The organism is Thioclava sp. PTB-PU3-1 (genome assembly GCF_055666785.1).
In genome coordinates, this window is the sequence record NZ_JBVNVL010000012.1 from 1 (window position 1) to 26,854 (window position 26,854).

Sequence of the window (26,854 nt, forward strand, 5' to 3'; positions counted from 1 at the left end):
GGGCGTATTCCGTTGAAAAACTCGCGCTTGATTGCTGGGCGTGGCGCTGATTCAATTCCGACATCAGGTGGGAGGATTGGCGATGATGGGACCGAAGCAGGAAGCTCAGCCAGCGCTGTTCTACGAGTTTTCGCTGGAGGATCATGTTCCGCAAGATCACCTGCTTCGATCCATCGACCGGTTCGTCGACCTGAGCGGCATCCGTGCTCATCTTGCGGATTTCTACAGCCACACGGGCCGTCCGTCTGTCGACCCCGAACTGCTGATCCGCATGCTCCTGGTCGGCTATTGCTCCGGCATCCGGTCCGAGCGGCGCCTCTGCGAAGAGGTGCATCTGAACTTGGCGTATCGCTGGTTCTGCCGCCTCGACCTTGCTGACCGGGTGCCGGATCACTCCACCTTTTCGAAGAACCGCCATGGCCGGTTTCGTGACAGCGAGCTGCTACGCCACCTGTTCGAGATGACGGTCGCACGCTGCATCGAGGAAGGCCTGGTGAGCGGGCAGCGCATGGCGGTCGATGCCAGCCTGATCGAGGCGGAGGCGAACAAGCAGAACTCGACGCCGAAGGAAGAGTGGGACGCCTCGCAAATCGATCCGACGGATGCGCCCCGCGCCGTTCGCGAGTATCTTGAGACGCTGGACGAGGCCGCCTTCGGTGCCGCCAGCGAGGTCCAGCCCAAGTTCACCTCGCATTCCGACCCGGCCAGCCAGTGGACGGCAGCGCGCAAGGGTCCGGCATTCTTTAGCTATTCAGACAACTACCTGATCGACACGGATCACGGCGTCATTGTGGATGTCGAGGCGACGCGGTCGGTCCGGCAGGCGGAGGTCGGCTCGACACGCACCATGCTGGACCGGGTGAAGGCCAAGTTCGATTTGCATCCCGAACGCCTGATCGCGGATACCGCCTATGGCACCGGGCCGATGCTGGGTTGGCTGGTAGAGCGCAAGATCGCGCCGCACATCCCCGTCTTGGACAAGTCGGGCCGTAACGATGGCACCTGGACCCGGGCCGACTTCGAGTGGGACGCCGAAAACAATCAATACATCTGCCCAGAGGGCCAGACGCTGAAGCAGTTCCGCCGGAACTATTCCGACCCGAACAGAGGACCGACCGGCAAGGGCGTCGCCAAATACCGCGGCTTGAAGCACATCTGTCAGGCCTGCCCTTCGAAGCAGCGCTGCTGCCCGAACATGGACTTCCGGTCCATCACCCGCGAGGAACACGAAGACGCCCGCCAGGTCGCCAGGGACATCGCAAAGACCAGGCAATACGAGATCTCGATGAATCTCCGGAAGAAGGTCGAGATGCTCTTCGCGCACCTCAAACGCATCCTTGGCCTCGGACGCCTCCGACTACGTGGCCCGTGCGGCGCAAATGACGAATTTCTCCTCGCCGCAACCGCCCAGAACCTCAGGAAGCTGGCAAAGATCCTTCCCGCACCGCAGCAACCGCGAAAAGCCTTATAGGAAAGGCAGTCGCACATCACGAAAGCTTCCAATTTCTGCAATCGCGAACGGGTGTTTTTCCACAGAATCGGCGGAAAGCGGACTTTCGCTGCGCTTTACCGCAATGTCTGCTATGCGAAGCTATCCGTTCAGATCAAACGCGCCGGAAATGGCATAGCGCGTCGATTTGCGGTTTTGTGTATCACCTCTGGGTGAGCTCAGAGACCTGCTCCCAAAACGCCTTGAAGTGCTTGGCGTGCGCGCCATGTCCGACACTTCCGAAACGTGAGACACATTGATACGCGCGCCCGCAGCGTCAGCAGCGCCGATTATCGCCTCATCTTCAAAGCCGACGATACGGCTTGTGGCGATGGCTTTCAGGTCGCCGCGTGCAAGGCCGGATGCACGGGCAAATGACCCTCAAGAGAGCGCCCCGATCACCGCGACCGATCGGAGGGCTCCTTCCTCGGGGACCGCGATCCGCCCGGTCGTCAGGCGGATTTGCGAATGTCTTCAGCCCGCGTCGCCAGCCAGTCTTCGAGCCAAAGCGTCGACACCGAGCCGGAGATGATGTCCGGCGCCATCAACAAGGCGGCATGAAGACTCACTGTGGTCGGTTTCGGACCGATCTGAAGTTCGCCGAGCGCGCCTGCCAGCTTCGCCAAGGCGCCGTCGCGAGTACGGTCCCAGACAATGAGCTTTCCAAGGAGTGAATCGTAATAAGGAGGGATCGTGTCACCCTCGCAGACGCCGGTGTCGAAGCGCACGCCCGGCCCGCCCGGAACCTTTAAAGTTTCGAGAACACCGGGGGCGGGGAAGAAATTCTTGTCAGGGTTCTCGGCGTTGATGCGAACTTCGATGGCATGACCGCGCGCGGTGATATCCTCTTGCTTGAGCGACAGCGGCTCGCCGCCCATGATCAGAAGCATCTCGCGCAGGAGATCGACGCCGGTGATCATCTCGGTGATCGGGTGCTCGACCTGGATGCGCGTGTTCATCTCGATGAAATAGAACGCCTTGCGATCCATGTCGTAGAGATATTCGAGCGTCCCTGCCCCACGATAAGAGACACCTTCGGCGAGCCCAACCGCAGCGGCGCACAGATCGGCACGCACCGAGTCCGGAAGGGCCACGGCGGGCGCTTCTTCCCAGACCTTCTGGCGGCGACGTTGGAGAGAGCATTCCCGCTCGAACAAATGGACCGCACGGGTGCCGTCGCCGAGAATCTGCACTTCGATATGACGCGCGTTACGAATGAAGGCCTCGATATAGACCCCGTCATCGCCGAACCCGGCCCGTGCCTCGTTCATCGCCGTGGGGAGTGCGGCGATCAGCTCTTCTCGGGTATTGGCGATACGGATACCGCGCCCGCCACCGCCAGCGGCAGCCTTGATCATCACCGGGTAGCCGATCCGTTCAGCCACCTCGACCGCCGCGTCGAGACCGGCGACACGTCCGTCGCTGCCCGGGACCACTGGCACGCCCGCCTCGATGGCGGCCGTGCGCGCGTTTACCTTGTCGCCCATCCGTTCGATCGTGGCCGCGTCGGGGCCGCAGAAGGTCACGCCCAACTCGCTTACGCGGCGGGCGAACTCGGCGCTCTCGGAGAGGAAGCCGTAACCGGGATGCACCGCATCCGCACCGCTCTCCGACACCGCTTTCAGGACCGCGTCGATGTCGAGATAGGACTTCGCCGCCGGCGCCGGTCCGATCACGACCACCTCATCGGCCATCCGCGCGGCCAGCATATCGCGGTCGGCTTCCGAAACGACCTGTACGGTGCGAATACCCAGATCTCGCGCTGCTCGGATGATGCGCACGGCGATCTCGCCGCGGTTCGCGATCAGAAGCTTCTTAATGCCGGAACCCTGCGACGTCATTCGGACACCTCTATCTCGCACAGCGAATCGCCCGGCTCGATGCTTTCGCCATCGGGCGCTGCGTAACCCTTGAAGGTTCCCGCCACCTCCGCCTCGATCGGAATGTAGGACTTCATGACCTCCACGAGCGCGAGAGTATCCCCCACAGCCACGGCATCGCCGGGCGCCTTGAACGGCTCGGCTTCAGGCGACGGGCGGTGAAAGACGAGCCCCGGAAGTGCAGCTTCGATTTGCGTGATGGCCATATCGGGCCTCCTGTTGGTCTCGTGTTACTTGATGCGGGCGAGAACCCGGTCGAAGGCGGCCAGGAACTGGTCGGCATTCTCTCGGGTGAAGACGAGCGGCGGGCGTATTTTGAGAACGTTATGCGTTTTCGAGCAGGCCGAGATCAGGACACGTTCCTCCCGCAGACCGTTGACGATGGCCGACGTCGCGGCCGCATCCGGCGTCTTCGCGGCGCGGTCCGACACGATCTCGACCCCGAGGAACAGCCCCGCGCCCCGGACGTCTCCGATGCAAGGATGGGCCTCCGCCCGAGCGCGGATCCCGTCCTGAAGATAGGCACCGATCTCGCGCGCGTTCTCGGTCAGTCCTTCGCCCTCGATCACGTCGAGCACGGCGGTCGCGGCGGCGATCGCGACCGCGTTGCCCCCGAAAGTGTTGAAATACCGCGCCTTGCGCCCGAATTCCTCGACCAGCTCCGGGCGCACGGCAACGCCCGCGACCGGGTAGCCATTGCCCATCGGTTTGCCCATGGTGACGAGGTCGGGGACCACATCATGACGCTGGAAGCCCCAGAGCGCGTCTCCGGTCCGCCCGAAGCCCGACTGCACTTCGTCGGCGATGTAGACAGCACCAGCCGCATGCGCCGCGTCGACCGCCCCCTTGAGGAAACCGCGCGGCCCGTCGAAGACCCCGTCGCTGGCGAAGATACCGTCGCAGATGAAGAGTGCGGGCTTGATGCCGTGCCGCTTCAGATCGGCGAAGGCGGCCTCGACGGCGGCGGCGAAATTCGCCGCCATGTCCTCGCCCTGACGATAGGCATCCGGCGCGGGCACGGTGCGCACATGCGGACCGAGATCGACATTCGCGCCGAGCGAGGGGGAAAACTCGGAAACCGACTGGGTGATGCCATGATAGGCCGTCTCCGTCACGACGATCCCGAGCCCCCCGGTATAGGCCTGCGCGATGCGCACGGCGAGGTCGTTGGCATCGGACCCGGTGCAGGTGAACATCATGTGCCCGATCTCGTCCGGCATCGTTTTCAGAAGCCGTTCGGCATAATCGAGGATACTGCCGTGGATATAGCGGGTGTTGGTCGCGAGGATGCCGGCCTGCGTCGCGATCGCCTCGACCACCTTGGGATGACAATGGCCGATGGAGGTCACGTTGTTATAGGCATCGAGATAAGCGTTATCTTCTTGATCGAAGAGCCAGGCCCCCTCGCCGCGCACGAGATGCAACGGCTTGTCGTAGAAGAGACGATACGCCGGGCCAAGCAGCGCCTTGCGCCGTTCGATCATCTCGCGCGTTTCTGGGTCGAGATCCGTGGCGCCTTCTTGGAAGGCGTTGACCATGCCGGTGTCAATATTCATGCGTTCACTCCATATCGCACGCGCTGAGCAAAGCCCGGGTCACGTCTTGGGTGGGAAGGGTCGCGAAACGGGCCATGGCCGTGCGGGCTGGCCCGTTGTTGCGCAGGATGTAGGCAGCGTTCTCAGGGTAGCGCGCTGCACGCCAGTTGGTGATCGTGATCGAAGCTACGAGGCGCGCCACCGTCAGATCGCGTAGCAGCTCCACCTCCTCGCGCTCGAGCGGCAGGACGGCGTGATAGGAGGCCACGAGACGCGCGATTGCCCCGAGCGGATCGTCTTCGCTCGCCAGATAGGAGGCGGCAACCGCCACATCGATGGCGAGATAAGTGTTCACCATGTCGCCGAAATCGAGAATGCCGGTGATCCGGTCCTGCTCGCTCGCATCCACGAGGATGTTGTGGTGGTTCATGTCGTTATGGATCACCTGACGGCGCAGACCGCCGAGCGCAGGGGCAACCTGCGCCTCGAAATGGTCAAGCTCACGCCGCACCGCATCCGCCACCGCGTCCTCGCCGAGGCTCTCGGTCAGTGGGCGCAGGCGCTGGAGATGCCGGATGTCCCACAGCAGTTCATGGCGCGCGCCCGGATGGTCGAACCCTTCGAGCGCCCGGCCCAGCCGCGCCGTCATCGCGCCGATCCCGGACTGCATCCGCGCCGTCATCGGCACGTGATGCAGCGGCGTGCCGTCAAGCCAGGACAGAACCCGCACCACGCTGGTGCGCCCCGACGGCAGCTTTAGCCGCTGCGTGAACGCACCGTCGAGCGCAGCCACCGCGCGCGGAAGTGGAAGCTCGGGATCGACCCGGGCAACCCAGCGCAGCGCCGCGGTCTGGAACTCGGTGTTGAGCGGGTCCTCGACCGCATTCGAGATCTTCAGGATGTAGTCCTGCCCAGTCCCGGTCACGATGCGGAAATTCTGGTCTCGCTCGCAGGCGATTTCATGTGCGGAACCGTCGATCCCCCAGTGATCGTGCAAAAGCGTCTGGGCCTGATCCGGCGTCAGCCGCGGCGGCGCGCTGGCCAACAGCCCAGCCAGAAGGGAGTCTTGGTCGACCGCAGAGCCGTCTGTCATCATCGCTTCAGGCATTTTCCAGAATCTCGGGTTTGGTTTTTACATCGATTTCGGCCCGCAGCGCCGCTGCGCCGTCGCGGTCCACGCGGCGAAAACGCAGGGTCTCGTTCGGCTTGGCCTGCGCCAACTTCCAGAATGCGGCGCTCGCGATGGTGAAGGGGTTGATGAAGCCGCCGGTGCTCGGCGCGTCATTGACGAGGATGATCGGCGTCTGACCGGCAAGGTTCACAGCCCCCATCGGATAGCCGTGGTCGATGATGTTCGACGGGTCCTGCCCGTGATCCGGGGATTTGTTCAAAGCCTTGTCGGAAAACCCGAAATCCGGGCCGGTCAGGCGAATGCCGGTGCGACTGCTCTTTGTCTGAATCTGCCAGTCGGTCGAAAAGAACATCTCGATCGTCGCCTCGTCGAGCCAGTCGTCATTCGGCCCGCACAGCGCCTCGACCTCCCAAACGCGGTCGGTGCCGATCACCGGGCGCGCGGATTCGGGCAGAACGTAGAGGGCGCTCGTCTCCGAGACGCCGACCGGCAGCGTCTGACCCGCGATGAGGGCATGACCGCCGACGCCCGCCTGATGGAACACGGCGCGCGAACCCAGAACCGGCTCGGTCGCGATCCCGCCGGACACCGCGAGATAGGCCCGCGCGCCGGTCTTGGCGAAGCCCATGGTCAGCGTCTGGCCCGCCGAGATCGCGACGGTCGCGTACATCGGGATCGGCGCGCCATCGAGCGCGGGCGACATATCCGCGCCGGTGACGGCGATCAGCATGTCGGCATCGAAGGTCAGGGTCGGCCCCATGAACTGGCACTCCAGCGCAGCAGTGTCGCGGTCATTACCGACAAGGATATTGGCCTGGCGGAACGACCAGGCGTCGAAGGGCCCCGAGAGCGGGAACCCCTGCTCCAGAAAGCCCTCGCGCCCCGGAAGCTCCTGCACGCAGGTCTGAAGACCCGGTTTCACCGTGGTGATGGTGCGGCTCATTTGGAGGCCTCCTCTTGCGCCTTGGCCCAATCGAGATAGCGGTCGACCGAGAAGACCTGGTAATCGACGATGTCGTGACGGAACGTCCCCTCGGCGACGCGCGCTTCGATCTCGCTGTATTCATCGCGTTCGACGGGCTTGAACCGAACCCGGTCGCCAGCCCGGAACAGCGCGAGACTGTCCGCGAAGTCGGGAAGCCGCTGCGCCCCATCATAGGTCGGCGCCGGCGTATGGCCGATAAGCTGATAGCCGCCCGGCGTCGCGTCCGGATAGATACAGGTCAACGCACCACCAAGACCGACCGCCCCTTTCGGGGTATGGGTGCGCGGCGGATTGTATTTCGGCGCGATGATCCGCGCGGTGGGATTGAGGGCGAGAAGCGAGCATAGACCGGGCCAGAAGCCGAGCGCCGCAACCCAGTACTCGGTCGAGGCGTGACGGCGGCGCAGCGCGGCACGATCCGGCAACCCGTTCAACTCGCAGATCAACTCGGGATCGGGCGTCTTCTCGGGATAGTCCTTGCGGTAGTCTTCAACGCAGGCTTCCGTCTTCTCATCGAAATAGAGCACAGGAATCGTGATCAGCCGGCTTGCGAGCGTTCCCGTCACCCCGCGCCCCATCTCGGCATAAAGCGCTTCGATCTCGTGGCAGAGGTCCTCATAGGAGATACGGTCGGGATCGTAGTTCACCTGGAACGAGGCCAACTCGGGGATCAGATCGACAAGGCCCGCGATCCGCGCCTCTCGTACGGCAGCGACAAGTCGGTGAACGATGAAGTTGATGGTGAAATCCATCCCGTCACCCAGCTCGACCTCGATCGCGCGATCTCCTCCGGGATAGAATCGCAGAGCTTCGTGAAGCATTCGACCTGTTCTCCTCTCGGCTATTTTTCGACGCATCCGCGCGACTTTGCCGCTGGATCTTCCTCAGTTGGAGTATATGATATATCAATTAGCGTCAACGCCCTTTACCCGTCGACACAAAGTAAGATACCAAGTTGGGAAGCGGACCACGCGCAGCGAAAGGCATTCGAGTGAAGAAGATTGAGCACCAGTCATTGAGCGACCAAGCGTATCACGCGATCCGGGACGGGATGCAGGAGGGCCTTTTTATCCCGATGGAGCCGCTGGTCATCCGCACGCTCGCGGCGAACTACGGAATCTCCGCCACGCCGATCCGCGAAGCGCTTCAACGGCTCGTCGCCGAGCGCCTCCTGACGGTGCTGCCGAATCGGTCGATCGTGGTGCCCCGCATGACCCAGAGACGATTTCGCGAGCTCATGCCAATCCGAGCAGCGCTTGAAGGAATGGCGGCGGAACTGGCCGTCGACAAGTTCACCGAGGAGGAAATCGCGCAGCTCTCAGAACTGACCGCGCGAGTGGAAGAGGTCGCGAAACGACATGATTCCGCTGGCTATCTGACCCTCAACCGCGAATTCCACTTCACCGTCTACCGCCGCGCGAACAATCCAGAACTTCTTCTTCTTATCAATGACTTATGGCTAAAGGTTGGCCCGGTTTTTACCGGCCTTTTCGACGATGAGCACTTCAAACACCACGCAAATGACGAACACCGCAATATCCTCGCAGCGATCGAGCGGCGCGACGCGGAAGCAGCGGGTCGGTTCATGCGGCAGGATATCGACATTGCCGCGAAAGCATTGCTTCCGCTGATGCCGCTGACTGAGGGGGCCTGAGCGCGACACCGGCCAGAACTCAAGTAGACACCCACCGGGGCGGCACCTTGCCGCCCTTCTTTTTTGCGCAGCAGGCCCTGCGCAAAATGCCCCGGCAGCACCCGGCGACCAAACCGCGCCTCACCCGCCTCGCTGCCGACATCCTTGCCCTGCCCAAAAAAACAGCCACCCGCCCAGATTCGCTTTCGTCACGCGATTTTCGTTTGCGACGCAAAGAGGCGCCATACGTTTTCGGCCCCGACCTGCTTCCCCTTGGGAAAGATTATCTTGACACAAGGTGGCGATATCGTCGTTATAGGATACATGATATATCATTTGGAGGCGAAGATGGTGACGATCAATTGCGATATGGGCGAGTCCTTCGGGATTTACGCGTTCGGCGACGACGCGGCCTGCATGCCCTTCGTCACCCACGCCAACATCGCCTGCGGCTTTCACGCCTCCGATCCCGTGGTCATGCGCGACACCCTGCGCAAGGCGAAGGCCGCCGGCATCAATGTCGGCTCCCACCCCGGCCTGCCCGACCGTGAGGGCTTCGGACGGCGGCGGATGCAGATGCGGCGCGACGAGATCTACGCGCTCATCATGTATCAGACCGGCGCGCTGCAGGCGCTGGCCGCGGCCGAAGGTCTTGCGCTCTCGCACATCAAGCCGCACGGCGCGCTCTTCGGCATGGCTCAGAACGAGATGCACGTGGCGGAAGGCGTTGCGGATGCGGCCGAAGCGCTCGGCCTGCCGGTGATCGCCTATTCCGACTGCTGTATGTCGGAGGTGTTCACCCGCCGCGGAATCCCTTTCAGCTGCGAGTTCTATGCTGACCTCGACTATGGTGACGACGGACGCCAGATCATTTCGCGCGAGCATGAGAGCGTCCCGCCTGAGGCCGTCGCCGAGAAGGTCCGCCGCGCCGTGCTCGAAGGCATGACCACCGCCGTGAGCGGCAAGGACGTGTCGGTCGTCGCCGAAAGCATCTGCGTCCATTCCGACACGCCAAACGCGATCGCGGTCGCGAAGGCGGTTCATCAGGTTCTTATGGATGAGGCGAGGCTGACCACCGCATGACCGCCGTGCGCATCATATCGGGCAATTCGCTTCAGGCGGAGCTGACGGACGATCTCGCGCCGGTTCTGCGCGCGATTGCAGCCAAGCTCGGCCCCGACGGGCGCGCGGCGCTCTACACATTGGGCGCGCGCGTGCGACGCGCCACCACCGGCACGGAAATCGCCCGTCATTTCTGCGCGGACGGGACGAGCGAGGTGCTTCTGCGGGAAGCGCTGGTGTCGGCGGACCGCGATCTGGGCGACGGCACCGCGCGCATGGCCGTGATGACCGGCGCCGCGCTGGCGACCGGACGTCGGTCCGTCGCCGCGGGTGTGCATCCTTCGCGCCTTATCCGCTCTGTCGATGCGTTGCGCCCCGAGATTACGCGCCATTTCGAGGCCGTCACGGAAGACGTCGATGATAACGAAGGCATCCTCGCCGCTGCAGCCCTTCCCCCCGACGCGACGGATGCCCTGCACCGCGCGCTCGAACTCGCAGGGTCCGAGGGTCATGTCGAGCTGAGCGACCAGCCGGAACCCGGACTGCGCCTCGATCATGTCGAAGGTTTTTCCGCCGATATGGAGCCGCTCCTGTCGGGGGTGCTGACGCATATGGATGCGGTCCACGTTCTGGTGGTCAACGACATCCTGACCGATTTCAAACGCCTCGCCCCCGTGATCGAAGGTTTCGCGCAGAGCGGCAAGTCGCTGCTGATCGCGGCGCGGGGGCTCGAGGGCGCCGCCAAGCAGCTTCTGGAGCGCAACCGGCAGGCCGGCGTTCTGCGCGTGGCCGCGATCACGCCGCGCGACAAGGGCCCGCGCGCCGCCGAAATCCTGCGGGACCTCGCGGTCGCGACCGGCGCGGCCCTCGTGGATGACGAGACCGGCCAGACACTCGACACACTCACGCCCGAGCATCTCGGTGCGGCAGAGGCGTTCCGGCGCAGCGGAGATCACGTGACCTTCTCCGCCCCCGCCGGCGACGCCGCGGCCATCGCGCTGCGGCTTCAAGACATCGCTCACGAAATCGAACGCAACCGCTACCTTGCTCTCGACCGCGAACATGCACAACGGCGCCACGCCCGCCTCTCGGGACGCTGGGTCGAGCTTTTCATCGGTCCGCACAGGACCGAACCCGATTTGCGCGCACGGATGGCACGTGCGCTTGCTTCGGTGCGCTCGGCGCGAACTGGCGGCACCCTGACAGGTGGAGGCGTCGGCCTTACCGAAATCGCCGCGCGCCTCGATGCCGAACGTCCGTCCGACCCTACCGATCGCGCCGCCCGAGCCCTTGTTGGCGAGGCTCTGCGCGCGACCGGACGCGCCTTGCGACGCAACGCCGGACTGGAGCCCCTCGACGGCGTCCTTCCTGCCGACTCTGTGCGGGACCCGGCCCGGCTTTCGCGCGACGTGCTCGACCTCGCGCTGTCGCTCGCATTGCGCATTCTGACACTTGAGACGGCCGTGCTGCGCACGCCCCATCACTCTCACTAATCGACTGACTTGAGGACATGAAATGAAGGATATGCACAGCGAACCCATGCTCGAGGTCAGCAATGTCGTCCACAAGTACGGCAGGGTCACCGCGCTGTCCGATGTGTCGCTGTCAGCGGCGAAGGGCGAATTCCTGACGATCCTCGGCTCCAGCGGCTCGGGCAAGACGACGATGCTGCGCGTGATCTCCGGGCTGGAAACTCCCTATGCGGTCGACCGCCTGCGCATCGGGGGCGAAGATGTCGTTGGGCTGCCCGCGGCCAAGCGCAACTGCACCACGGTGTTCCAGAACTACGCGCTGTTCCCGCATATGAACGTGATCGAGAACGTGGCCTACGGCCTGCGCATCCGCGGCCGTACGGCCCAGGATTCGACCGCCGAAGCGAAGCGTGCGCTGGAGATGGTCCAGCTCGGGGCCAAGGCCGACCGCTCCATCGGGCAGCTCTCGGGCGGGGAACGCCAGCGTGTGGCACTTGCGCGCGCGGTCGTCACCCGCCCCGCGATCCTGCTTCTCGACGAACCGCTCGGCGCTCTGGACGAACGCCTGCGTCAGGACATGCAACTGGAACTCATGGAGCTTCAGCGCAAGCTTGGCATGACCTTCATCTACATCACCCATTCTCAGGAAGAAGCGCTGACCATGAGCGACCGCGTCGTTCTGATGAAGCACGGCCGGATCGAGCAAAGCGGCGCGCCGCTCGACCTGTTCGACCACCCGGTGACGCGGTTCGCTGCGGATTTCATGGGCTACGAGAACATTCTCGAAGGCAAGCTTCTGCGCAAGGACGGCGAGATCGGCGAGGTGGAACTGGTCGGCGGCGCAATCGTGCGCGGCACTCTCGCCACCTCTGACATTCAGCCGGGCGGCGCCATCAACCTTGCCATCCGGGCCGAGCGGATCGGACCGGTCGCAGCCGACGAGGACGGGCTCGATGCCACCCTGTCCAACCGCGTCTATCGCGGGAAATACACCGACATGATGGTCGAGACGAAAGCGGGCACGCTGCGTCTGCGGTCCTGGCACGGTGCGCCCAACGAGAAAGGCGCCATCTCGCGGGTCGGCTGGAAGCTATCGGACGCCGTGATTTTCCCCGAACACAAGGGCTGATCGCGTCGATCGGTCCACCTTCGGGAAAACTGGCTTACGCAGCCGCTCGAGACGGCGCGAAGCCCCAACAGGAGAAGGAAAAAATGAAGGACAAGTTCTCTACGTTCGATCAGATCGAACTGACCCGGCGCAACATGCTTCGCGGCATGGGCGCGGTTGCTGGCACGGCAGCCCTCGCGGCTACCGGTCTCGCACCCCGTGGTGCGATGGCACAGGATATGCCCGTCGTGCGGGCTTACGGCGTTCCGACCGCCGCGCTCAAGGATTGGTCGCCGCTCGAAGCCAGCCTCGGCATCAAGTGCGAACTCAACGGCACCTCGAACGATGTCGGTGTTTTCATGCGCGACATCATGGCGTCGAACCTCGGTGACAGCACCGACATCTACATCTTCGAGAGCGGCACCGAAGACATTCTCGGCCCGCGCGGCATGTATGCCAAGATCGAGACGGACCACCCCGAACTCACCCTGTGGGAGCGCACGTCGGATGCTTGGAAACGCTCGCCTGTCGTCACCGACGAAGAGGGCAACCAGTGGGGCGTTCCGGTCATCGGCAACGCCGACAGCTTCGGCTATGTGCCCGAGGCCATCGGCGTCGATCCCGCAAGCGAGGAAGAACTCTCGTGGTCGCTGATGTTCGAAGACGAAGCCACCCGCGGCCGCGTCGCCTACGGGCAGGGCTGGAGCTACTCGATGCCCTCCGCCGCGCTCTACCTGAAGGAAACCGGCAAAGCCGACATTAAGAATGTCTCGGATATGACCGCCGAAGAAGCGGCGGTGGTCGCGGACTTCCTCATCGAGCGCAAGAAAGCGGGTCAGTTCCGCACGCTCTACGGTGCCTTCGAGGAGCAGATCCAGCTTCTGACCAACAAGGAAGTCGACGTGATCAACTGCTGGGAACCGGCAGTGCGTGAAGCCAACAACGTGTTGGGCGAGAACGCGACGCGTTACGCCTACACCGTCGAGGGCTACTTCAAATGGGGCCACGGCGCCTATGTCGCCGCCCCCGCGATGGAACGCGACAATGTCGACAACATCTACAAGATGCTGAACTACTTCCTCGGCGGCGAATACCGTGCGCTTCAGGCCCGCGATCGCGGCTATGCCGGCCCGAACATGGACCTCGGCGTGGCCTATGCCGAAGAGAACGGCTGGAGCGACGCGGAAATCGAAGCCCTGCGCGCCACCGAAGCCAAGGTGAACCGCAAGTTCGAGAAGCCCTTCACCTCGACCACGACGCCGCAGAACGCGTCCGACATCGAGGAGCAGTGGCAGCGGTTCCTCAACGCCTGATCCCTTCGCGTCCTCCGCGCCTGCGGGGGACGCTACCCGGCCTCGCCAAAGGGCCGAACACCACAGGAAGATAGATGACCATGAACGCCGAATTGGATGCGCCCATGACGCAGACCAGACCGAAGGACAAAGGCCGCAAGCCCGCTATGAGAATCCCCGTCGCAACCGTGGCGCTATGGGTGATCTGCGCGGCCTGGACCGTGCTGGTGATCGTTCCGCTCCTCATCCTGTTCGTCTACAGCTTCTTTTCGACCGAGTATTTCCAGACGATCTACGAGCCGAGCCTCGAGACGTGGAAGGGCCTCTTCGCCTCGGGGCGCTGGGAGGTCACGCTACGCACGCTGCGCATCGCGCTGACCGTGACGCTGATCGAGCTCGCCATCGGTTTTCCCTTCGCGCTCTGGCTTGCCAAGGGAGCGCGCAGCCAGATGGCCCGTGCCGTGTTCCTCGCGCTGCTGACCATTCCGTTCTTCCTCGACCTGTCGTCGCGCACGATCGTCTGGCGCGCGATCCTAGGCCAGAACGGCCTGATCAACACCGTCCTCATGTCGACCGGGATCACCGATGCGCCGCTCGACTGGCTTCTGTACTCGGAATTCTCGGTGCATTTCGGGATGATCCCGGCCCTGTTCCCCCCGATGGTCCTGCCGATCTACATGGCCATCATCCTCATCGACGACACCCTGATCGAAGCCTCCAACGACCTCGGGGCGACCCCAGCACAGACCCTGTGGAAGGTGATCGTGCCCCTTTCCCTGCCCGGCGTGATGGCGGGCTTCGTCTTCACGCTCGGACCGGCGCTGGCCGCATGGGTCGAGCCGGGAATGCTGGGCGGCGGCTTCGTGAACCTGCTGTCGAGCTCGATCGAGAGCGCCTACACCGCCCTGCGCTATCCCGTCGTCGCCGCCCTCTCTGCATTCGTGATCGGCCTCCTGCTGCTGATCCTCGCGGTGATGGCTCTCATCCTGCGCCACCTCGGCGGCGCGAGACTCGCGCTGCGCCGATGACCACGGGCAAAAGGAAAGACCAATGACCGACATGACCGCCACGACAGGCCCCGCCTCGCTCGAAACCAGCTACAACCCGAATTGGAAGCGGCTCGGCAAATGGATGGGCATCGCGATGCTCGCGCTGATCTACTTCCCGCTGCTTTGGCTCGTCCTGCTGTCGATCTCGAGCGACCCGCTCTCCGGCATCCCCGGCGCCTTCTCGCTACGCCACTATCAGGCACTGTTCGCGAGCAGCGACTGGCACATGCCCTTCGTCGCCAGCATTGTAATCGGCCTGATCGTCGGATTGGTCAGCGCAGTTACCGCCACAGTGATCGGGCGCGAAGTTCCGCGCATCGCCAGCCCCGGCCCGATGCTCCTCGTTTTCGTCCTACCGCTCTTCGTGCCCGGCATGTCGATGGGCGCGGCCCTCTTCATCTTCAGCCAGTCCGTGCTCGGACTCGATCTAGGCTTCTGGTCGATCGCCGTGGGGCATTACGTCTGGGCCCTGCCCTTCGCACTCCTGATCGTACTCGTCGTAACCCTGCGCTTCGACCATACCCTGATCGAGGCGGGACGCGACCTCGGAGCGAGTGACTGGCGCGTCTTCAAGGATATCGAATTTCCGATCCTCATGCCGGGCATCGTCAGTGCGGGCCTCTTCGGCTTCCTGATGTCCTTCAACGAGGTCATGCGGACGATCTTTCTGCGCGGCACATCAGAGACCATGCCGGTATGGAACTGGGTGCAGGCGGCAGCCCAGCAAAGCCAGGTGCCGATCATCTTCGCCCTGTCCTCGCTCGTTCTGTTGGTGACGCTGCCACTTCTCAGCGCGATGTTCTGGCTGCTGTTCGTGCGGTTGAACCGGACCTGAACTTCCAGTCGCCCGCGATTATCTCCCAACTGAGGCGGCGGTGGACGCGGTTCGCAAGTATTGCATCCGCTCTCCCTGACACACCTGTTTCGCGCGCCGGGAGTCTCTTAGGGTGCTGTGCGCCAAGATAGAGTGTTGGCCATCATTCCCTTTCGGCCTCTGGAAGACCTCAGCGACCTGCTAAGCGGAGGGGTGCAGACTGCCCATCTGAGAGCCATGTCTGCGGCGCAGTATCGCCCAAACCCGGTGATTAAAGGCACGCGGATCACTTGCAGATCTGTGCTTGTCAGGCTTGGCGACGGCGATACCTTGGATGATCTCTGTGAAGAGCATCCCTCGATTCCAAGAGAAGCATTCGAGGGCGCTGCTACCTATGCCCGCACCCACCCCGTGGGGAATCCTCCGAAGGCAGACCTTGACGACGATGAGCCAGAAGTGTGCCCGACAGAGTTACAGGCAAATCTGCTCCTTGTCCGTAATGGCAAATTCGCGAACCGGATTTGGCCTCTTTAACTAACCAACGACCCGTGAGCCAGCGTTTCATGACTGAGAACACAAGTGAAGGCACCTACAATGCTTCGGAGGGAAGGCAGCAGGAGCCTCCTTCAGAAACGTAGCCCAAGCAGTAGGTAGCTGCGACAGGGCGAAATGGCCGGTTTGAGGCCGACACTATCTCCAGTGAGCGGTGCCTCCGCGGCAATGCTGACCAAGATCTTGATTTCGGGCGTTCTCGGAGTTGGCGCGAAAAATGATCTCGGAATCGGAGCCGCCGAGTTTCCCAGTTTCAAAAAGTTGCTAAGAATATGGGCTGGTTTTTCTTTCCATCAAAACAGGAAAAGCTAAGGTCGACTCGGAAAGAATTCGCTTCGTAGGATACTGACTTAAAACGCAAAGTTACGCGAAATTTGCGCAAATCTATGCGCAAAAGACCCGCAAAGCTTTGCTTGAAGCTCGCCAGAAACTACTAACGAATTCAGCGTACAGCCCGCAACATTGCGCGCAATCCTACAGGGCCCTGTGGCCACGCAGAAGTCGAACCGCGCAAATACCCTGTTTCCGGAAAGATCTTTGTAATTTTGTCCAGTTGTCGGCCCTCCTTCACGGAGTTGGATATCGCACAGCTATGTGGGAGGAAGTAGGCATGACAAAAAAGCATTGGCCTACGGATATTTCATGACACGCATTCTCCTTCTCGTTGCGACTTTTTCCGGCCTGCTGGCGGGACCGGCAGCGGCCGAAAAGCAAATCTACAAGGTCACGCTGGGCCACCGATCCCTGGGCATGCTGCAATTCGAGGGGCAAGGTAGTAATGCGAAACTGCTGCTCTCGCTCGACAACACGCCGTTCGGCTTGGACGATGGAACCTTCGAGGCGGTGACGCAGGCCAAAGGTCATGAGGTCCATTACCTCGGGACGAGCCGAGGCAGCGAAACGCGCGATATCGCGATCGTCCGAGACGCGAACACCGTGACGGCCGTTAAGATTACACCGCGCTCTGAGATGACCGAGATGACGGACGCCGGAAAAGTCCCCGCCGGTGTGATCTCCCCGACGGAATTCTTCGCAAAGCTGGCAAATGGTGAAACCTGTCCTTCGCCAATGGCCATGTATGATGGTCGACGCGTGGTGCAGATGGCAACGACAGCCAAGAAGCAAAACGACGACACCGTGATCTGCGACCTATCCTATCGCGTTGTCTTGGGCCCCGGATATGTCTGGCCGTTTTACTTCAAGTCCTTCGATGTGCATGCCGCCTATGACGCACGCAAGCTCGCGACATTCAGCATGAGTGGCGGTGGGTTCACGGTGAGGCTGACCCGGCAGTAGCCGCACGCCCCCAGCACGTTCAGGGTGCGGCCACCTGGATCCTCAGCGAGCGGTCCGACGATGCGGCGGCGACGCCTGACACGGGACTGCGCTCATCGCGCACCGAGGGAACCGCGCTCGCGGGCGAGACCGAGCATCGCAAACACTGCCAGTCCGCTGAACAAGGTGCTCATCACCACGGCCTCGTGCCAGCCCGCGAAGAAGCGCTCGCCATCGCGTCCGGCAATCAGGATCGAGATCAAGGCGATCCCGAGGGCGGAGCCGAGGTAGCGCGCGGTATTATTGGCAGCCGATCCCATCGCGGCGCGCTCGGGCGGCACGGATTGCACCGCCTCATGCCCCAGCGCGGCGTTCAGGATACCGTTCGAGACCCCGGCAATCAGCAGCCCCGGCACGAGGATCGCCCAACTCGCCGCAGGCGTCGCGAGCAGCATCAGGGCCTGTCCGACCCCGCAGCCGACGATCCCGCCGATCACGCGCTGGCGCGAGGTCCAGCGCGCGGGCAAGCGATGCGCGTTGAGCGCGGCGATCGCGGTCAACGCCGACCATGCGAGGAGAACGAAAGCGGCCGTAAGTGGCGTCTGCCCCATGCCGCGCACCAGCACGGTTGGCACCAGAGACATCAGCGCAAGCACGCCCGCGCCCGAGGCGAAAGCCGCGAGTGTCGCGCCGGTGAAAGGCGCATGGGCAAAGAGATCGAGCCGCAGGATCGGGTTCGGAGCCCGGCGTTCGGTGCGCAAAAAGAGAGCCAGAAAGGCCAGCGCGCCCAATGCGAGCAAGCCCACCACGCCGAAAGCTCCCAACCGCAACTCGGTGAGCGCCGAGAGCAGGCAGCCGAGGCCGAGCATCAGAAGCAGGCCGCCCGTGAGGTCGACCCTATGCGGGCTGCGCGGGCTCTCGGGCAGGCGGGCCGAGGCGCTCAGCGCAAGGATGGTCGCAGCGAGCGCGATCGCCCAATGCCCTGCGGGCCATCCCCCAATCGGCAGCAGCGCCGCGGCAAGGATCGGCCCGAGCGCCACGCCCGCGCCAAGGCCCGCGGCCCAGATCGCGGCGGCACGGCGGCGTGGCTCGCCCTCGTAGATCTGGCCCAGAAGCCCGAGGCCGCAGGCCATGATCCCGGCGCTGCCGAGTCCCTGCACGACACGCGCAACGATCAGAAACAGACCGGTCGGCGCGAGCGCGGCGGCAACAGAAGCGAGCGCAGTGAGCCACAGCCCGCCCACGAAGGTCCGCCGCCGCCCCAGCGTATCGCCGAAGGCCCCGGCGATCAGAAGCCCGCACGCGGCTCCCAGCGGCATGCCCGACATGATCCAAGCCTGCTGCGCGGGGCCGAGCCCGAGCGCGGCGGTCATCGCCTCGAGCGTGGTCAGCGGCAGGGTGAAAACAACGAGGGACAGGAGTGTCGCAAGCGCCACGATGGCGAGCGGGGCTTTGGGGGTAACGGGCATTTCAGCTTTCCTTGGTCACGCGATGCCGAAGCCAGACGAGACCGCTCTCCAGCGTCTCGGTCTGACCCAGTTCCAGCGACTTGGTCGGGCCGGTGATCAGCCCCACCTGAGTGGTCGGGTTTGATAGTTAGGGCATGACTGGCGCTGGTCCATCGGGACAAGGGATTCCAGGGTCGGTGGACGTTAGCCCAAAGCACAATGCTGTCTTTGGTGTCGTCGTGCCACTGGCGCGACGGTCCACTTCAGTGGGGGAACGGAACAGTATGCGGATCGGATGCGCGACCAGCACACCGCTTTGCATATCGACGGGTCTCAAAGTGTGAAGGCGGCGCGGAACGCCTCGAGTGCCGCCTCCTCATCGCCCTGCGCGAAGGCCTCCATGGCGACTGGGCCGCGATAGCCCATCTGCTGCAGCGCTTTCGCCACACCGGCATAGTTGATCTCACCCGTGCCCGGCTCGAAGCGCCCCGGATTGTCGGCCACCTGAACCTCGCCGATCCAGGGCAGGCTCGCCTTGCACCAGCGGATCAGATCCCCTTCGCCGATCTGCGTATGATAGAGGTCGAGATTGATCCGCAGCTGTGGACGATCGACGGTCGAGACCAGCGCCAGCACATCCGCGGTAGAGCCGAAGGGACAGCCCGGATGATCGATCGGGTTGAGGTTCTCGAGCGTGAAGACCACCCCCTCTTCCTCAGCCAGATCGCAAATCCGGTTCAGCGTATCGCAGGCCCGCTGGAACATGCCCGGTGCGAAGCTGCCATGCTGCGGGATCGGGATACCGCCGTCGCCAAGACCCGTGCCATGCAGGTTGAGCCGGTCCACGCTAAGCCGCTTACCGACCGCCGCGGTCTCACGCGCCGAGCGCAGCAGCATTTCCGCCCCCTCTGGGTCACTCAGCCGCCCCTCCAGATAGCCGTTCATGATCGTGTAATTCGCCCCCACCGCCTCGAGCTTATCGAGGTCGTGATCCGGCCAGTTCCACAACCCCACACCGAAGCCCATCTCGGTCAGCCGCGCTGCGCGCCATTCGATCGGCCGGTCGCGCCAGAGCATCTCTGCGCAGGCCGCCAGTTGAAACGGTTGTTCCATCATCTTCTCCACCCGGATGCCCTCAGGCATCCCGATCCATGATCCACTGCACAGCCGGATCCGCCTGGAACCGCCAGTTGCGGCGCGGCCCGGCCATGACGTTGAGGTAATACATCTCGAACCCGTAGGGTGCGCCGCAGGGATGATGCCCGCGCGGGACCAGCACCACGTCGCCATCCGAGACCGCCATCGTCTCGTCGAGCGTGCCGTCCTCGGTATAGACCCGCTGGATTCCGAAGCCCTGTGCCGGGTTCAACCGATGGTAATAGGTCTCTTCGAGATAGGTGATGCGCGGGAAGTCGTCCTCGTCGTGGCGGTGGCTGGGATAGCTCGACCAGTGCCCCGCCGGCGTGAAGACCTCGGTCACGAGAAGGCTGTCGCAGTAATCCTCCCCCTCCATCGCGATATTGTTGATATAGCGCGTATTGGTGCCGGTGCCGCGCTCGGTCAGGCTGATCCCGTCGGGCCCAATCTTGCGCGCTTCATGCCCGCCCTTGCCGGGTGCTGTGCAGACCGCGATGGTGCAGTCGGTCTCGGCCACGGCTTCCCAATCCTGATCGTTGGGCACATAGAGGCAATGCGGAGGCGTCTTCTCGAAGACATCCATCCGCTCGCCCAACACGCCCCAATCCTGCCCGGCGGCTTTGATTACAGCCTTGCCCTCGACCATCACGAGGATCGCCTCGTTCGAACCAGTGGCCTCCGCCGCGCTCTCGCCCGCGCGCAGCCGGTAGAGCGAGAAGCCGACATAGCGCCAGCCCGCCGATTGCGGGGTGATCTCATGCACCTTGCCGTGGGTCCCAAAGGGTTTGCGCAACAGATCGGTCATTTGTCTTCTCTCGGATTGAAGGTCACGAAAAGACGATAGGCGGCATATCCGCCCATCGCGAGGAACAGGATTGCGAAGCCCGGATCACCGGCGACGAGTTCGAACAGCCCCCAACCGAGGGCCACCCCCACCACCAGCAGCCGCTTCCACAGCGGGCGGAACCAGGGCGTGTCGAAATCGAGGAAACGATCGCGGGCCATGCGCTCAGGCCCGTTCAGTGGCGATCAGCCCCGCCTCGACGGCGGCTGACTTGAGGGTCTTGAGCCCCAAGGACTGATACTCAAACGGGTTGCGCTGATCGGGATCCTGCTCGGCCTCGATCACGATCCAGCCATCATAGCCCGCCTCTTTCAGAATCCGCAGGAGCGGTCCGAACTCCACGCCGCCCTCGGGGTCGCCGGGCACGGTGAAGACACCTGCGCGCACCCCGTCCATGAAGGACATGCCGGTGTCGCGTACCTGCCGCATCACCTCGGGGCGAACGTTCTTGGCGTGGAAATGGCGCACGCGGTCGACATATTTGCGCAGCATCGGCGCGGGATCGACGCCGTCGCCGCCGAAATAGCAATGCCCCGCATCGAACAGCAGCTTCGTCGCAGGCCCGGTCGCCGCCATGAACGCGTCGATCTCGACAGGCGTCTCGACGACGGTGCCCATGTGGTGGTGATAGACGAGATCGATGCCCTGCCCGGCCGTGAACGCCGCCAGTTCCTCGACCTTGGCGCAGAATTCGGCCATCTCGGCCGCGCTCAGCACCGCTTTTTCGGACAAAGGCACATCTAGCCCCTGCACCGAATTCGACGTTTCACAGGCAATACAGACGGTGCAGCCATTATGCTTTAGCTTGTCGAGATGCGGCTGGATCGCCGCCTTCTCAGCTTCCACTGATTGGGCCAGAAGGTTGAGCGAATACCAGCCCGAAACGAAATCCAGCCCATAGCCGCGCAGCAGTTGCTTGAGCGCCTCGGGGTCGTCCTGCGGCCAGCGATGGCCGTTCTCGATCCCCTCGAAACCGATCTCGGCGGCTTCGTGCAAGATCTGCTCGGTCGGGATATGCGCGCCGAGGCTCTGGTCGTCATCATTCGCCCAGGCGATCGGGTTCGTGCCGAAACGGATCATCTCTTTCCTCCTCAATTCACCAGCCGCGCGTTTGCGATCTGGGTCAGGTATTCTTCGAAGCGATCGCGCTGCTTCTGGCGGTCCGAGACCTCGGGCACCGCCACGTCCCAGAAGAAACCGTGTTCGCCCGCCGTGGTCTCCAGCCCGGTGCCGGGGAAGTCCTTGGCCACGGTGTCGATCACGATGACCGTCGGGATGTCGCGCTCGCGCGCGGCTTTCACTTCCGCTTCCAGCTGGTCGGTATTGGCCGCCTTCACCGCATGCGCGCCCATCGCCGCCGCGTGGGCGACGTAGTCGATCTCGGGCTGCACCTCGACATTGCAATCGACATACATGTTGTTGAAGGGCTCGCCGCCGCAGCCCATCGTCTGCAGCCGGTTGATGCAGCCATAGCCGCGGTTGTCGGTCAGGATCACCGTGAAGGGCACCCGCCGCATCACCGCCGTCGCGAGCTCCGAATTCGCCATCATGTAAGAGCCGTCACCCACGAAGCAGAGCACATCGCGCTCGGGCCGCGCGAGCTTGAGGCCCATCGCGCCCGCCACCTCGTAGCCCATGCAGGAATAGCCGTATTCCATGTGATAGCCGCCCTGAGACGGCTTCCACAGCAGCTTCAGCGCGCCGGGCATCGTGCCCGCGGCACACATCGCCACAGCGTCGTCACCCGTCGCACGTTGCACCGCCCCGATCACCTGACCGTCGGTCGGCAAAGCCGCCTGATCCTCGGGACGCGCGCAATAGGCGTCGACCGCGCGCAGCCAGTCCTCGCGGGCCTCCGCATCGGGCGCCGCGGCCTGATAATCGCCAAGCGCCGCGCTCAGCTGCTCGAGTGCGACCTTGGCATCGGCCACGAGGCTTTCCGACCCGTGCTTGGCCGCGTCATAGCCGTGGATATTGATCGAGACGAGCTTCGTCCCGGCCCCGAACAGCGTCCGCGAGCCGGTGGTGAAATCCTGGAACCGCGTGCCGACCCCGATCACCAGATCGGCGTTTTGCGAGGCGGTATTGGCCGCCGCCGATCCATCGACGCCCGAGGCCCCGAAACTCATCGGATGGCTCTGCGCGAGGCTCGACTTGCCCGCCTGCGTCTCCGCCACCGGAATCTGATGCTTCGACGCGAACTCGGCCAGCGTGTCCTCAGCTTGGCTATAAACCACACCGCCGCCCGCGATGATCACCGGGTTCTTCGCCGCCTTCACCATCTCGGCGACCCGCGCCAGTTCTCCCGCGTCCGGCGCCGGGCGACGAATGCGCCAGACGCGCGGCGCGAAGAACTCCACCGGGTAATCATAGGCCTCGGCCTGCGTGTCCTGACAGAAGGCCAGAACGGCGGGGCCGCAATTGGCCGGATCGGTCATCACCCGCAGCGCCCGCGGCAGCGCGGACAGGATATGCTCGGGGCGCGAGATCCGGTCGTAATAGCGCGAGACCGGGCGGAAGCAGTCATTGGCGCTGACCGTGCCGTCGTCAAAATCCTCGACCTGCTGGAGCACCGGATCGGGACGCCGCGTCGCGAACACGTCGCCCGCCACGATCAGCACAGGCAACCGGTTCACATGCGCCAGCGCGGCGGCCGTCACGAGGTTGGTCGATCCCGGCCCGATGCTTGATGTTACCGCATGCGCCCGCGTGCGCTTGCGGCCCTTGGCATAGGCGATCGCCGCATGACCCATCGTCTGTTCGTTCTGCCCGCGCCAGGTCGGGAAGACGTCCTTGTAGGCATGCAAAGCCTCGCCGATCCCAGCCACGTTGCCATGGCCAAAGATCGCCCACATCCCTTCGATGAACCGCTCGCCATCCTCGGTCATCTGCACCGAGAGCCACTTCACCATCGCCTGCGCGGCGGTCAGCCGGATCGTCTCGCTCATCTCTCTCTTCCTCTCTGGGGCCACTTCCTCTTGGCCCAAATATCCCGGGGGGCTCCCATCAGGGAGCGGGGGCAGAGCCCCCTCCCCGTTTCAAACCTCACGCAGCCTTCGCCGCCTTCGCCCGCGCCGCGTCCCAGATCCCGCAGAGCCGGGTATAGCGCCGCGCCATCTCGGCCACGGCCTCGGCATCGGTCAGCTCACCCTGCATCCAGGCCCGCGCCACGTCGCCGAAGATCGTCCGGCCCACGGCGAAGCCCTTCACCAGATCGAACCCGGCCGCGACCTCGAAGCTGGCGGCCAGTTCCGCCTCCGGCGCATCCAAGCCCAGCACCACGATTCCGCGGGTGTGCTTGTCGTAGTCCTCGATGGCGGCCACGGCCTTGGCCCATCCGGCCGCGTCCGCCATCGGTTCCAGCTTCCACCAATCCGGGTAGACGCCGATCTCGTAGAATTGCCGGATCAGGGTCGCGGTGGTGTCGGCATCGACCGGTCCCACCTTGGACGGAATGATCTCGAGCAGGAATTCCAGCCCGTTCCTGCGCGCCGCGGCAAAGAGGCGCTTGACGGTAGCCTCCTGATTGGCCCGCGTCTCGGCATCGTCGTCGGGGTGGCAGAAGCACAGGACCTTCACCACCTCCTCGCGCGCCCATTGGGTCAGCCCGCCGCAATCGGGGCCAAGCTCCGGCTCCAGTTCCAGCGGGCGCGAACCCGGCCATTCGCAGGGCCGGCCGATCCAGAGGCCGGACCCGGAGGCCGCATGCAGCGCCGCGCGCCCGATACGATCGTCGCAAAGGATGCCATAGCCCGGACGCCCGTCCTGCACCTGAGTTGCCGCCGACAGGCACAGCTCCTTGAACGCACCGCCCTTCTCGCGCGTGTAACCCGGCATCTCTTCGAGCTGCATCCGGTGATCGAAGGCGAAGACCCGGTAATCCGGCCAATCGGGCAGCGAGCGCGTGTGGCGGTTGGTCGACCAGTGAATCTGCTCCAGCTCCGCATCGTTGCGCAGATCGGGTTGTTTGACGCCCCGCTTGAGGAAGAATTCCAGTTCGGTCAGAGAGGGATAAGCGGGCGTGCAGCCATGGCGCGAGACCGCGAAGGCCCCGCAGGCGTTCGCGTATTCCAGCGCCTTCGGCCAGCTCTCGCCATCGAGCCAGCCCTTCATCAGACCCGAGAAGAACCCGTCGCCCGCGCCCAATACGTTGAACACCTCGATCGGGAAGCCCGGGCCGGTCTGGCCGTCATCAAGGCTGTCGGGAATATCGCCCTCGAAGGCCACCGCGCCGGCGGCTCCGCGTTTGCACACCAGCGTGGCATCGGAGACCTTGCGCACCGCGCGCAGCGCTTCGATCGTGGAGGTGCTGCCGCCCGCGATGTGGAATTCCTCTTCCGTGCCCACGATCAGGTCGAAATGGTGCAGCGTGGCCATCAGGCTCGACGTCACTTCGGCGCTCTCGACGAAGCGGCTCTCGCCCTCGCCATGGCCCGCCACGCCCCAGAGGTTCGGGCGGTAGTCGATGTCGAGCGCCGTCTTCGCCCCATGCTTGCGGGCCAGTTCCAGCGCCTTGAGCACCGCCGCCCGCGTGCGCGGATGCGACAGGTGCGTGCCCGTCGCGAGCACGCTCCGCGTCCGCGCGATCAGCGCCTCGTCGATATCCTCCTCGCTCAGCGCCATATCCGCGCAGTTCTCGCGGTAGAAGATCAGCGGGAACTGCTCTTCATCGCGGATGCCGAGGATCACCAGCGCGGTCAGCCGCTCCGGATCGGTCGCAACGCCGGTCACATCGACGCCCTCGCGCAGCAACTGCTCGCGGATGAAGCGGCCCATATGCTCGTCGCCGACCCGCGTGATCAGCCCGGACTTCAGCCCCAACCGCGCCGTTCCACAAGCGATATTCGTCGGAGACCCGCCGATATACTTCTCGAACGAGCCCATATCCTCCAGACGCCCGCCAATCTGCGCCCCATACAAATCCACGCCTGCCCGCCCAATCGTGATCACGTCGAGGTTTTTCATGCCATGTCTCCGATCCGGATCGGGGCGCCGTTGGAGCGTGCCATTGCGTGGATCACCGTCTCGATCTCCAGACCGGCGGCGAAATCGGGGCCCCGATTGGGTTCGCCCGCGATGGCTGCGCAGAGGTCGCGCGCCTCGATCACTTTCTGTTCGTTGAAGCCGAAATTATGCCCCGGCGCGGGGCAGAAGGCGGCGAAATCGGGCTGCTCCGGACCGGTCAGGTGACGGGTGAAGCCCGCCTCGCCGGCGCGGTGCAGCCACAGCTCGTTCATGTTCTCCTGATCGAAGACCAGCGTGCCGTCCGAGCCATGGATTTCCCATTGCAGGCGACACTTGCGCCCGCGCGCCACCCGCGAGGTGGCGAACGAGCCCTGCGCGCCGCTCGCGAACCGGATCAACGCCATCGCACTGTCCTCGTTCTCGACCGGCTTGGGGCCTTCGGGGGAGGTGCGCTCGGGGATCGCGATCTGGGTCATCGCGGTCAGCTCCGCGACCGGCCCCATCAGCGCCACCATCTGCGACACGAGGTGGCAGCCCAGATCGCCCAAAGCGCCCAGACCGCCAGCCTCGCGCGTCATCCGCCATGACCACGGGAGGCGCGGGTCGGCGGAATAGTCTTCGTCATAGACGCCCCGGAAGGCGCGCGGCGTGCCGATCGCACCGTCCGAAATCAGCTTGCGCGCCATCTGAAAGGCGGGCGACCGAAGGTAGTTGTAGCCGAGGATCGTGACCTGCCCGGGATGCTCCGCGGCAATCCCGGCCATCGCCCGCGCATCCTCCAGCGTCAGCGCCATCGGCTTTTCCAGCCAGACATGCTTGCCCGCACGCAGGGCGGCCTCGGCCATCGGGCGGTGCAATCCGTTGGGCGCGGTGATCGAGACCACATCGACCGCCGGATCGGCGCAAGTCGCCTGCCAATCGTCGCTGCCACGCTCGAAGCCGAACTGCTCGGCGAAGGCGCGGGCCTTGTCGGAGGGCGTGTCGCAGAGGATCTCCAACCGCGGATGCGCGCCGCCGAAGACGGTCGCGAGATTGCGCCACGCCATCGCGTGACATTTGCCCATGAAGCCGGTCCCGATCAGGGCCACGCCAAGCGGAGTTTCGGGCATCGGAAGCGCCATGTCACCCTCAGTTCCTGTCGTCATTGCAGTCCGTGGCAGGGGCACGTCGCGCCCCTGCCCG

Annotated in this window: 24 protein-coding genes; 10 read left to right on the top strand and 14 right to left on the bottom strand. The window is 64.1% G+C overall.

The genetic code is table 11. The features are described 5' to 3' along the window. Positions 1-82 precede the first annotated feature (82 nt). A complete protein-coding gene (locus ACZ7GB_RS19555) occupies positions 83-1,471 on the top strand; it encodes an IS1182 family transposase (protein ID WP_472159379.1) in 1,389 nt (462 codons plus the stop codon). A 470-nt stretch (positions 1,472-1,941) separates the two neighbouring features. Here ACZ7GB_RS19555 and ACZ7GB_RS19560 read toward each other — a convergent pair whose 3' ends face one another. Genes ACZ7GB_RS19560 through ACZ7GB_RS19585 form a run of 6 tightly spaced genes read right to left on the bottom strand, consistent with a single transcriptional unit; the run spans position 1,942 to position 7,842 of the window. Next, entirely contained in the window at positions 1,942-3,330 is a 1,389-nt protein-coding gene (locus ACZ7GB_RS19560) for an acetyl-CoA carboxylase biotin carboxylase subunit (RefSeq protein WP_472160102.1), read from the bottom strand. Beyond that, positions 3,327-3,575: a biotin/lipoyl-containing protein gene (locus tag ACZ7GB_RS19565; RefSeq protein ID WP_472160104.1), complete on the bottom strand. Its 249-nt coding sequence runs from the start codon at positions 3,573-3,575 to the stop codon at positions 3,327-3,329. Before ACZ7GB_RS19565 ends, ACZ7GB_RS19560 begins: the two co-directional genes overlap by 4 nt. 24 nt (positions 3,576-3,599) lie before the next feature. Next, positions 3,600-4,925 (bottom strand): aspartate aminotransferase family protein, encoded by a 1,326-nt coding sequence (locus ACZ7GB_RS19570; RefSeq protein ID WP_472160106.1) that lies wholly within the window; start codon positions 4,923-4,925, stop codon positions 3,600-3,602. 4 nt (positions 4,926-4,929) lie between these two features. Further along, positions 4,930-6,012, bottom strand: a complete 1,083-nt coding sequence (locus ACZ7GB_RS19575; protein ID WP_472160107.1) for a phosphotransferase — start codon at positions 6,010-6,012, stop codon at positions 4,930-4,932. Further along, entirely contained in the window at positions 6,005-6,979 is a 975-nt protein-coding gene (locus ACZ7GB_RS19580; protein ID WP_472160108.1) for a 5-oxoprolinase subunit C family protein, read from the bottom strand. Before ACZ7GB_RS19580 ends, ACZ7GB_RS19575 begins: the two co-directional genes overlap by 8 nt. After that, positions 6,976-7,842: a 5-oxoprolinase subunit B family protein gene (locus tag ACZ7GB_RS19585; protein WP_472160110.1), complete on the bottom strand. Its 867-nt coding sequence runs from the start codon at positions 7,840-7,842 to the stop codon at positions 6,976-6,978. Before ACZ7GB_RS19585 ends, ACZ7GB_RS19580 begins: the two co-directional genes overlap by 4 nt. Positions 7,843-8,012: 170 nt before the next feature. Between ACZ7GB_RS19585 and ACZ7GB_RS19590 the strand changes: the two genes are divergently transcribed. From ACZ7GB_RS19590 to ACZ7GB_RS19630, 9 genes are all read left to right on the top strand, one after another. Next, positions 8,013-8,675, top strand: a complete 663-nt coding sequence (locus ACZ7GB_RS19590; protein WP_143595232.1) for a GntR family transcriptional regulator — start codon at positions 8,013-8,015, stop codon at positions 8,673-8,675. A gap of 327 nt (positions 8,676-9,002) precedes the next feature. After that, positions 9,003-9,737 (top strand): 5-oxoprolinase subunit PxpA, encoded by a 735-nt coding sequence (gene pxpA / locus ACZ7GB_RS19595; protein ID WP_472160111.1) that lies wholly within the window; start codon positions 9,003-9,005, stop codon positions 9,735-9,737. After that, positions 9,734-11,209 (top strand): TCP-1/cpn60 chaperonin family protein, encoded by a 1,476-nt coding sequence (locus ACZ7GB_RS19600; protein WP_472160113.1) that lies wholly within the window; start codon positions 9,734-9,736, stop codon positions 11,207-11,209. Before pxpA ends, ACZ7GB_RS19600 begins: the two co-directional genes overlap by 4 nt. 22 nt (positions 11,210-11,231) lie before the next feature. After that, positions 11,232-12,317 (top strand): ABC transporter ATP-binding protein, encoded by a 1,086-nt coding sequence (locus ACZ7GB_RS19605; protein ID WP_472160114.1) that lies wholly within the window; start codon positions 11,232-11,234, stop codon positions 12,315-12,317. Positions 12,318-12,400: 83 nt separating this feature from the next. Then, positions 12,401-13,609: a hypothetical protein gene (locus ACZ7GB_RS19610; RefSeq protein ID WP_078602648.1), complete on the top strand. Its 1,209-nt coding sequence runs from the start codon at positions 12,401-12,403 to the stop codon at positions 13,607-13,609. Positions 13,610-13,713: 104 nt separating this feature from the next. Beyond that, positions 13,714-14,616 (top strand): ABC transporter permease, encoded by a 903-nt coding sequence (locus ACZ7GB_RS19615; RefSeq protein WP_158522149.1) that lies wholly within the window; start codon positions 13,714-13,716, stop codon positions 14,614-14,616. A 22-nt stretch (positions 14,617-14,638) separates the two neighbouring features. Then, positions 14,639-15,472 (top strand): ABC transporter permease, encoded by an 834-nt coding sequence (locus ACZ7GB_RS19620; RefSeq protein ID WP_472160116.1) that lies wholly within the window; start codon positions 14,639-14,641, stop codon positions 15,470-15,472. A gap of 216 nt (positions 15,473-15,688) precedes the next feature. Continuing rightward, positions 15,689-15,985, top strand: a complete 297-nt coding sequence (locus ACZ7GB_RS19625; RefSeq protein WP_472160135.1) for a DUF433 domain-containing protein — start codon at positions 15,689-15,691, stop codon at positions 15,983-15,985. A 660-nt stretch (positions 15,986-16,645) separates the two neighbouring features. Beyond that, positions 16,646-17,299: a hypothetical protein gene (locus tag ACZ7GB_RS19630; RefSeq protein WP_472160117.1), complete on the top strand. Its 654-nt coding sequence runs from the start codon at positions 16,646-16,648 to the stop codon at positions 17,297-17,299. Positions 17,300-17,391: 92 nt separating this feature from the next. Here the strand turns inward: ACZ7GB_RS19630 and ACZ7GB_RS19635 are convergent, their stop codons facing one another. From ACZ7GB_RS19635 to ACZ7GB_RS19670, 8 genes are all read right to left on the bottom strand, one after another. Continuing rightward, the gene (locus ACZ7GB_RS19635) at positions 17,392-18,747 is read right to left on the bottom strand and encodes an MFS transporter (RefSeq protein ID WP_078571106.1); all 1,356 of its coding nucleotides are present in this window, start codon (positions 18,745-18,747) and stop codon (positions 17,392-17,394) included. Positions 18,748-19,059: 312 nt separating this feature from the next. Continuing rightward, positions 19,060-19,839 (bottom strand): TIM barrel protein, encoded by a 780-nt coding sequence (locus tag ACZ7GB_RS19640; RefSeq protein ID WP_472160118.1) that lies wholly within the window; start codon positions 19,837-19,839, stop codon positions 19,060-19,062. Positions 19,840-19,861: 22 nt separating this feature from the next. Continuing rightward, complete coding sequence (gene iolB / locus ACZ7GB_RS19645) at positions 19,862-20,668, bottom strand: 5-deoxy-glucuronate isomerase (protein WP_472160120.1); 807 nt, start codon at positions 20,666-20,668, stop codon at positions 19,862-19,864. Beyond that, positions 20,665-20,868, bottom strand: a complete 204-nt coding sequence (locus tag ACZ7GB_RS19650) for a hypothetical protein (protein ID WP_078549645.1) — start codon at positions 20,866-20,868, stop codon at positions 20,665-20,667. Before ACZ7GB_RS19650 ends, iolB begins: the two co-directional genes overlap by 4 nt. 4 nt (positions 20,869-20,872) lie before the next feature. Next, positions 20,873-21,787, bottom strand: coding sequence for a myo-inosose-2 dehydratase (iolE, locus tag ACZ7GB_RS19655; RefSeq protein ID WP_078549647.1), 915 nt, complete (start codon positions 21,785-21,787; stop codon positions 20,873-20,875). A gap of 11 nt (positions 21,788-21,798) precedes the next feature. Further along, the gene (gene iolD / locus ACZ7GB_RS19660) at positions 21,799-23,655 is read right to left on the bottom strand and encodes a 3D-(3,5/4)-trihydroxycyclohexane-1,2-dione acylhydrolase (decyclizing) (RefSeq protein WP_472160121.1); all 1,857 of its coding nucleotides are present in this window, start codon (positions 23,653-23,655) and stop codon (positions 21,799-21,801) included. A gap of 97 nt (positions 23,656-23,752) precedes the next feature. After that, complete coding sequence (locus ACZ7GB_RS19665) at positions 23,753-25,672, bottom strand: bifunctional 5-dehydro-2-deoxygluconokinase/5-dehydro-2-deoxyphosphogluconate aldolase (protein WP_472160122.1); 1,920 nt, start codon at positions 25,670-25,672, stop codon at positions 23,753-23,755. Next, positions 25,669-26,793 carry a Gfo/Idh/MocA family protein gene (locus ACZ7GB_RS19670; RefSeq protein WP_472160124.1) on the bottom strand — a complete coding sequence of 375 codons (1,125 nt, stop codon included), beginning with the start codon at positions 26,791-26,793 and terminating at the stop codon, positions 25,669-25,671. Before ACZ7GB_RS19670 ends, ACZ7GB_RS19665 begins: the two co-directional genes overlap by 4 nt. Positions 26,794-26,854: the final 61 nt, after the last annotated feature.

Coding starts and splice junctions, on each gene's coding strand:
- ACZ7GB_RS19555 (WP_472159379.1), top strand. CDS start 83: ATGATGGGACCGAAGCAGGAAGCTCAGCCAGCGCTGTTCTACGAGTTT.
- ACZ7GB_RS19560 (WP_472160102.1), bottom strand. CDS start 3,330: ATGACGTCGCAGGGTTCCGGCATTAAGAAGCTTCTGATCGCGAACCGC.
- ACZ7GB_RS19565 (WP_472160104.1), bottom strand. CDS start 3,575: ATGGCCATCACGCAAATCGAAGCTGCACTTCCGGGGCTCGTCTTTCAC.
- ACZ7GB_RS19570 (WP_472160106.1), bottom strand. CDS start 4,925: ATGAATATTGACACCGGCATGGTCAACGCCTTCCAAGAAGGCGCCACG.
- ACZ7GB_RS19575 (WP_472160107.1), bottom strand. CDS start 6,012: ATGCCTGAAGCGATGATGACAGACGGCTCTGCGGTCGACCAAGACTCC.
- ACZ7GB_RS19580 (WP_472160108.1), bottom strand. CDS start 6,979: ATGAGCCGCACCATCACCACGGTGAAACCGGGTCTTCAGACCTGCGTG.
- ACZ7GB_RS19585 (WP_472160110.1), bottom strand. CDS start 7,842: ATGCTTCACGAAGCTCTGCGATTCTATCCCGGAGGAGATCGCGCGATC.
- pxpA (WP_472160111.1), top strand. CDS start 9,003: ATGGTGACGATCAATTGCGATATGGGCGAGTCCTTCGGGATTTACGCG.
- ACZ7GB_RS19600 (WP_472160113.1), top strand. CDS start 9,734: ATGACCGCCGTGCGCATCATATCGGGCAATTCGCTTCAGGCGGAGCTG.
- ACZ7GB_RS19605 (WP_472160114.1), top strand. CDS start 11,232: ATGAAGGATATGCACAGCGAACCCATGCTCGAGGTCAGCAATGTCGTC.
- ACZ7GB_RS19610 (WP_078602648.1), top strand. CDS start 12,401: ATGAAGGACAAGTTCTCTACGTTCGATCAGATCGAACTGACCCGGCGC.
- ACZ7GB_RS19615 (WP_158522149.1), top strand. CDS start 13,714: ATGACGCAGACCAGACCGAAGGACAAAGGCCGCAAGCCCGCTATGAGA.
- ACZ7GB_RS19620 (WP_472160116.1), top strand. CDS start 14,639: ATGACCGACATGACCGCCACGACAGGCCCCGCCTCGCTCGAAACCAGC.
- ACZ7GB_RS19625 (WP_472160135.1), top strand. CDS start 15,689: ATGTCTGCGGCGCAGTATCGCCCAAACCCGGTGATTAAAGGCACGCGG.
- ACZ7GB_RS19630 (WP_472160117.1), top strand. CDS start 16,646: ATGACACGCATTCTCCTTCTCGTTGCGACTTTTTCCGGCCTGCTGGCG.
- ACZ7GB_RS19635 (WP_078571106.1), bottom strand. CDS start 18,747: ATGCCCGTTACCCCCAAAGCCCCGCTCGCCATCGTGGCGCTTGCGACA.
- ACZ7GB_RS19640 (WP_472160118.1), bottom strand. CDS start 19,839: ATGGAACAACCGTTTCAACTGGCGGCCTGCGCAGAGATGCTCTGGCGC.
- iolB (WP_472160120.1), bottom strand. CDS start 20,668: ATGACCGATCTGTTGCGCAAACCCTTTGGGACCCACGGCAAGGTGCAT.
- ACZ7GB_RS19650 (WP_078549645.1), bottom strand. CDS start 20,868: ATGGCCCGCGATCGTTTCCTCGATTTCGACACGCCCTGGTTCCGCCCG.
- iolE (WP_078549647.1), bottom strand. CDS start 21,787: ATGATCCGTTTCGGCACGAACCCGATCGCCTGGGCGAATGATGACGAC.
- iolD (WP_472160121.1), bottom strand. CDS start 23,655: ATGAGCGAGACGATCCGGCTGACCGCCGCGCAGGCGATGGTGAAGTGG.
- ACZ7GB_RS19665 (WP_472160122.1), bottom strand. CDS start 25,672: ATGAAAAACCTCGACGTGATCACGATTGGGCGGGCAGGCGTGGATTTG.
- ACZ7GB_RS19670 (WP_472160124.1), bottom strand. CDS start 26,793: ATGGCGCTTCCGATGCCCGAAACTCCGCTTGGCGTGGCCCTGATCGGG.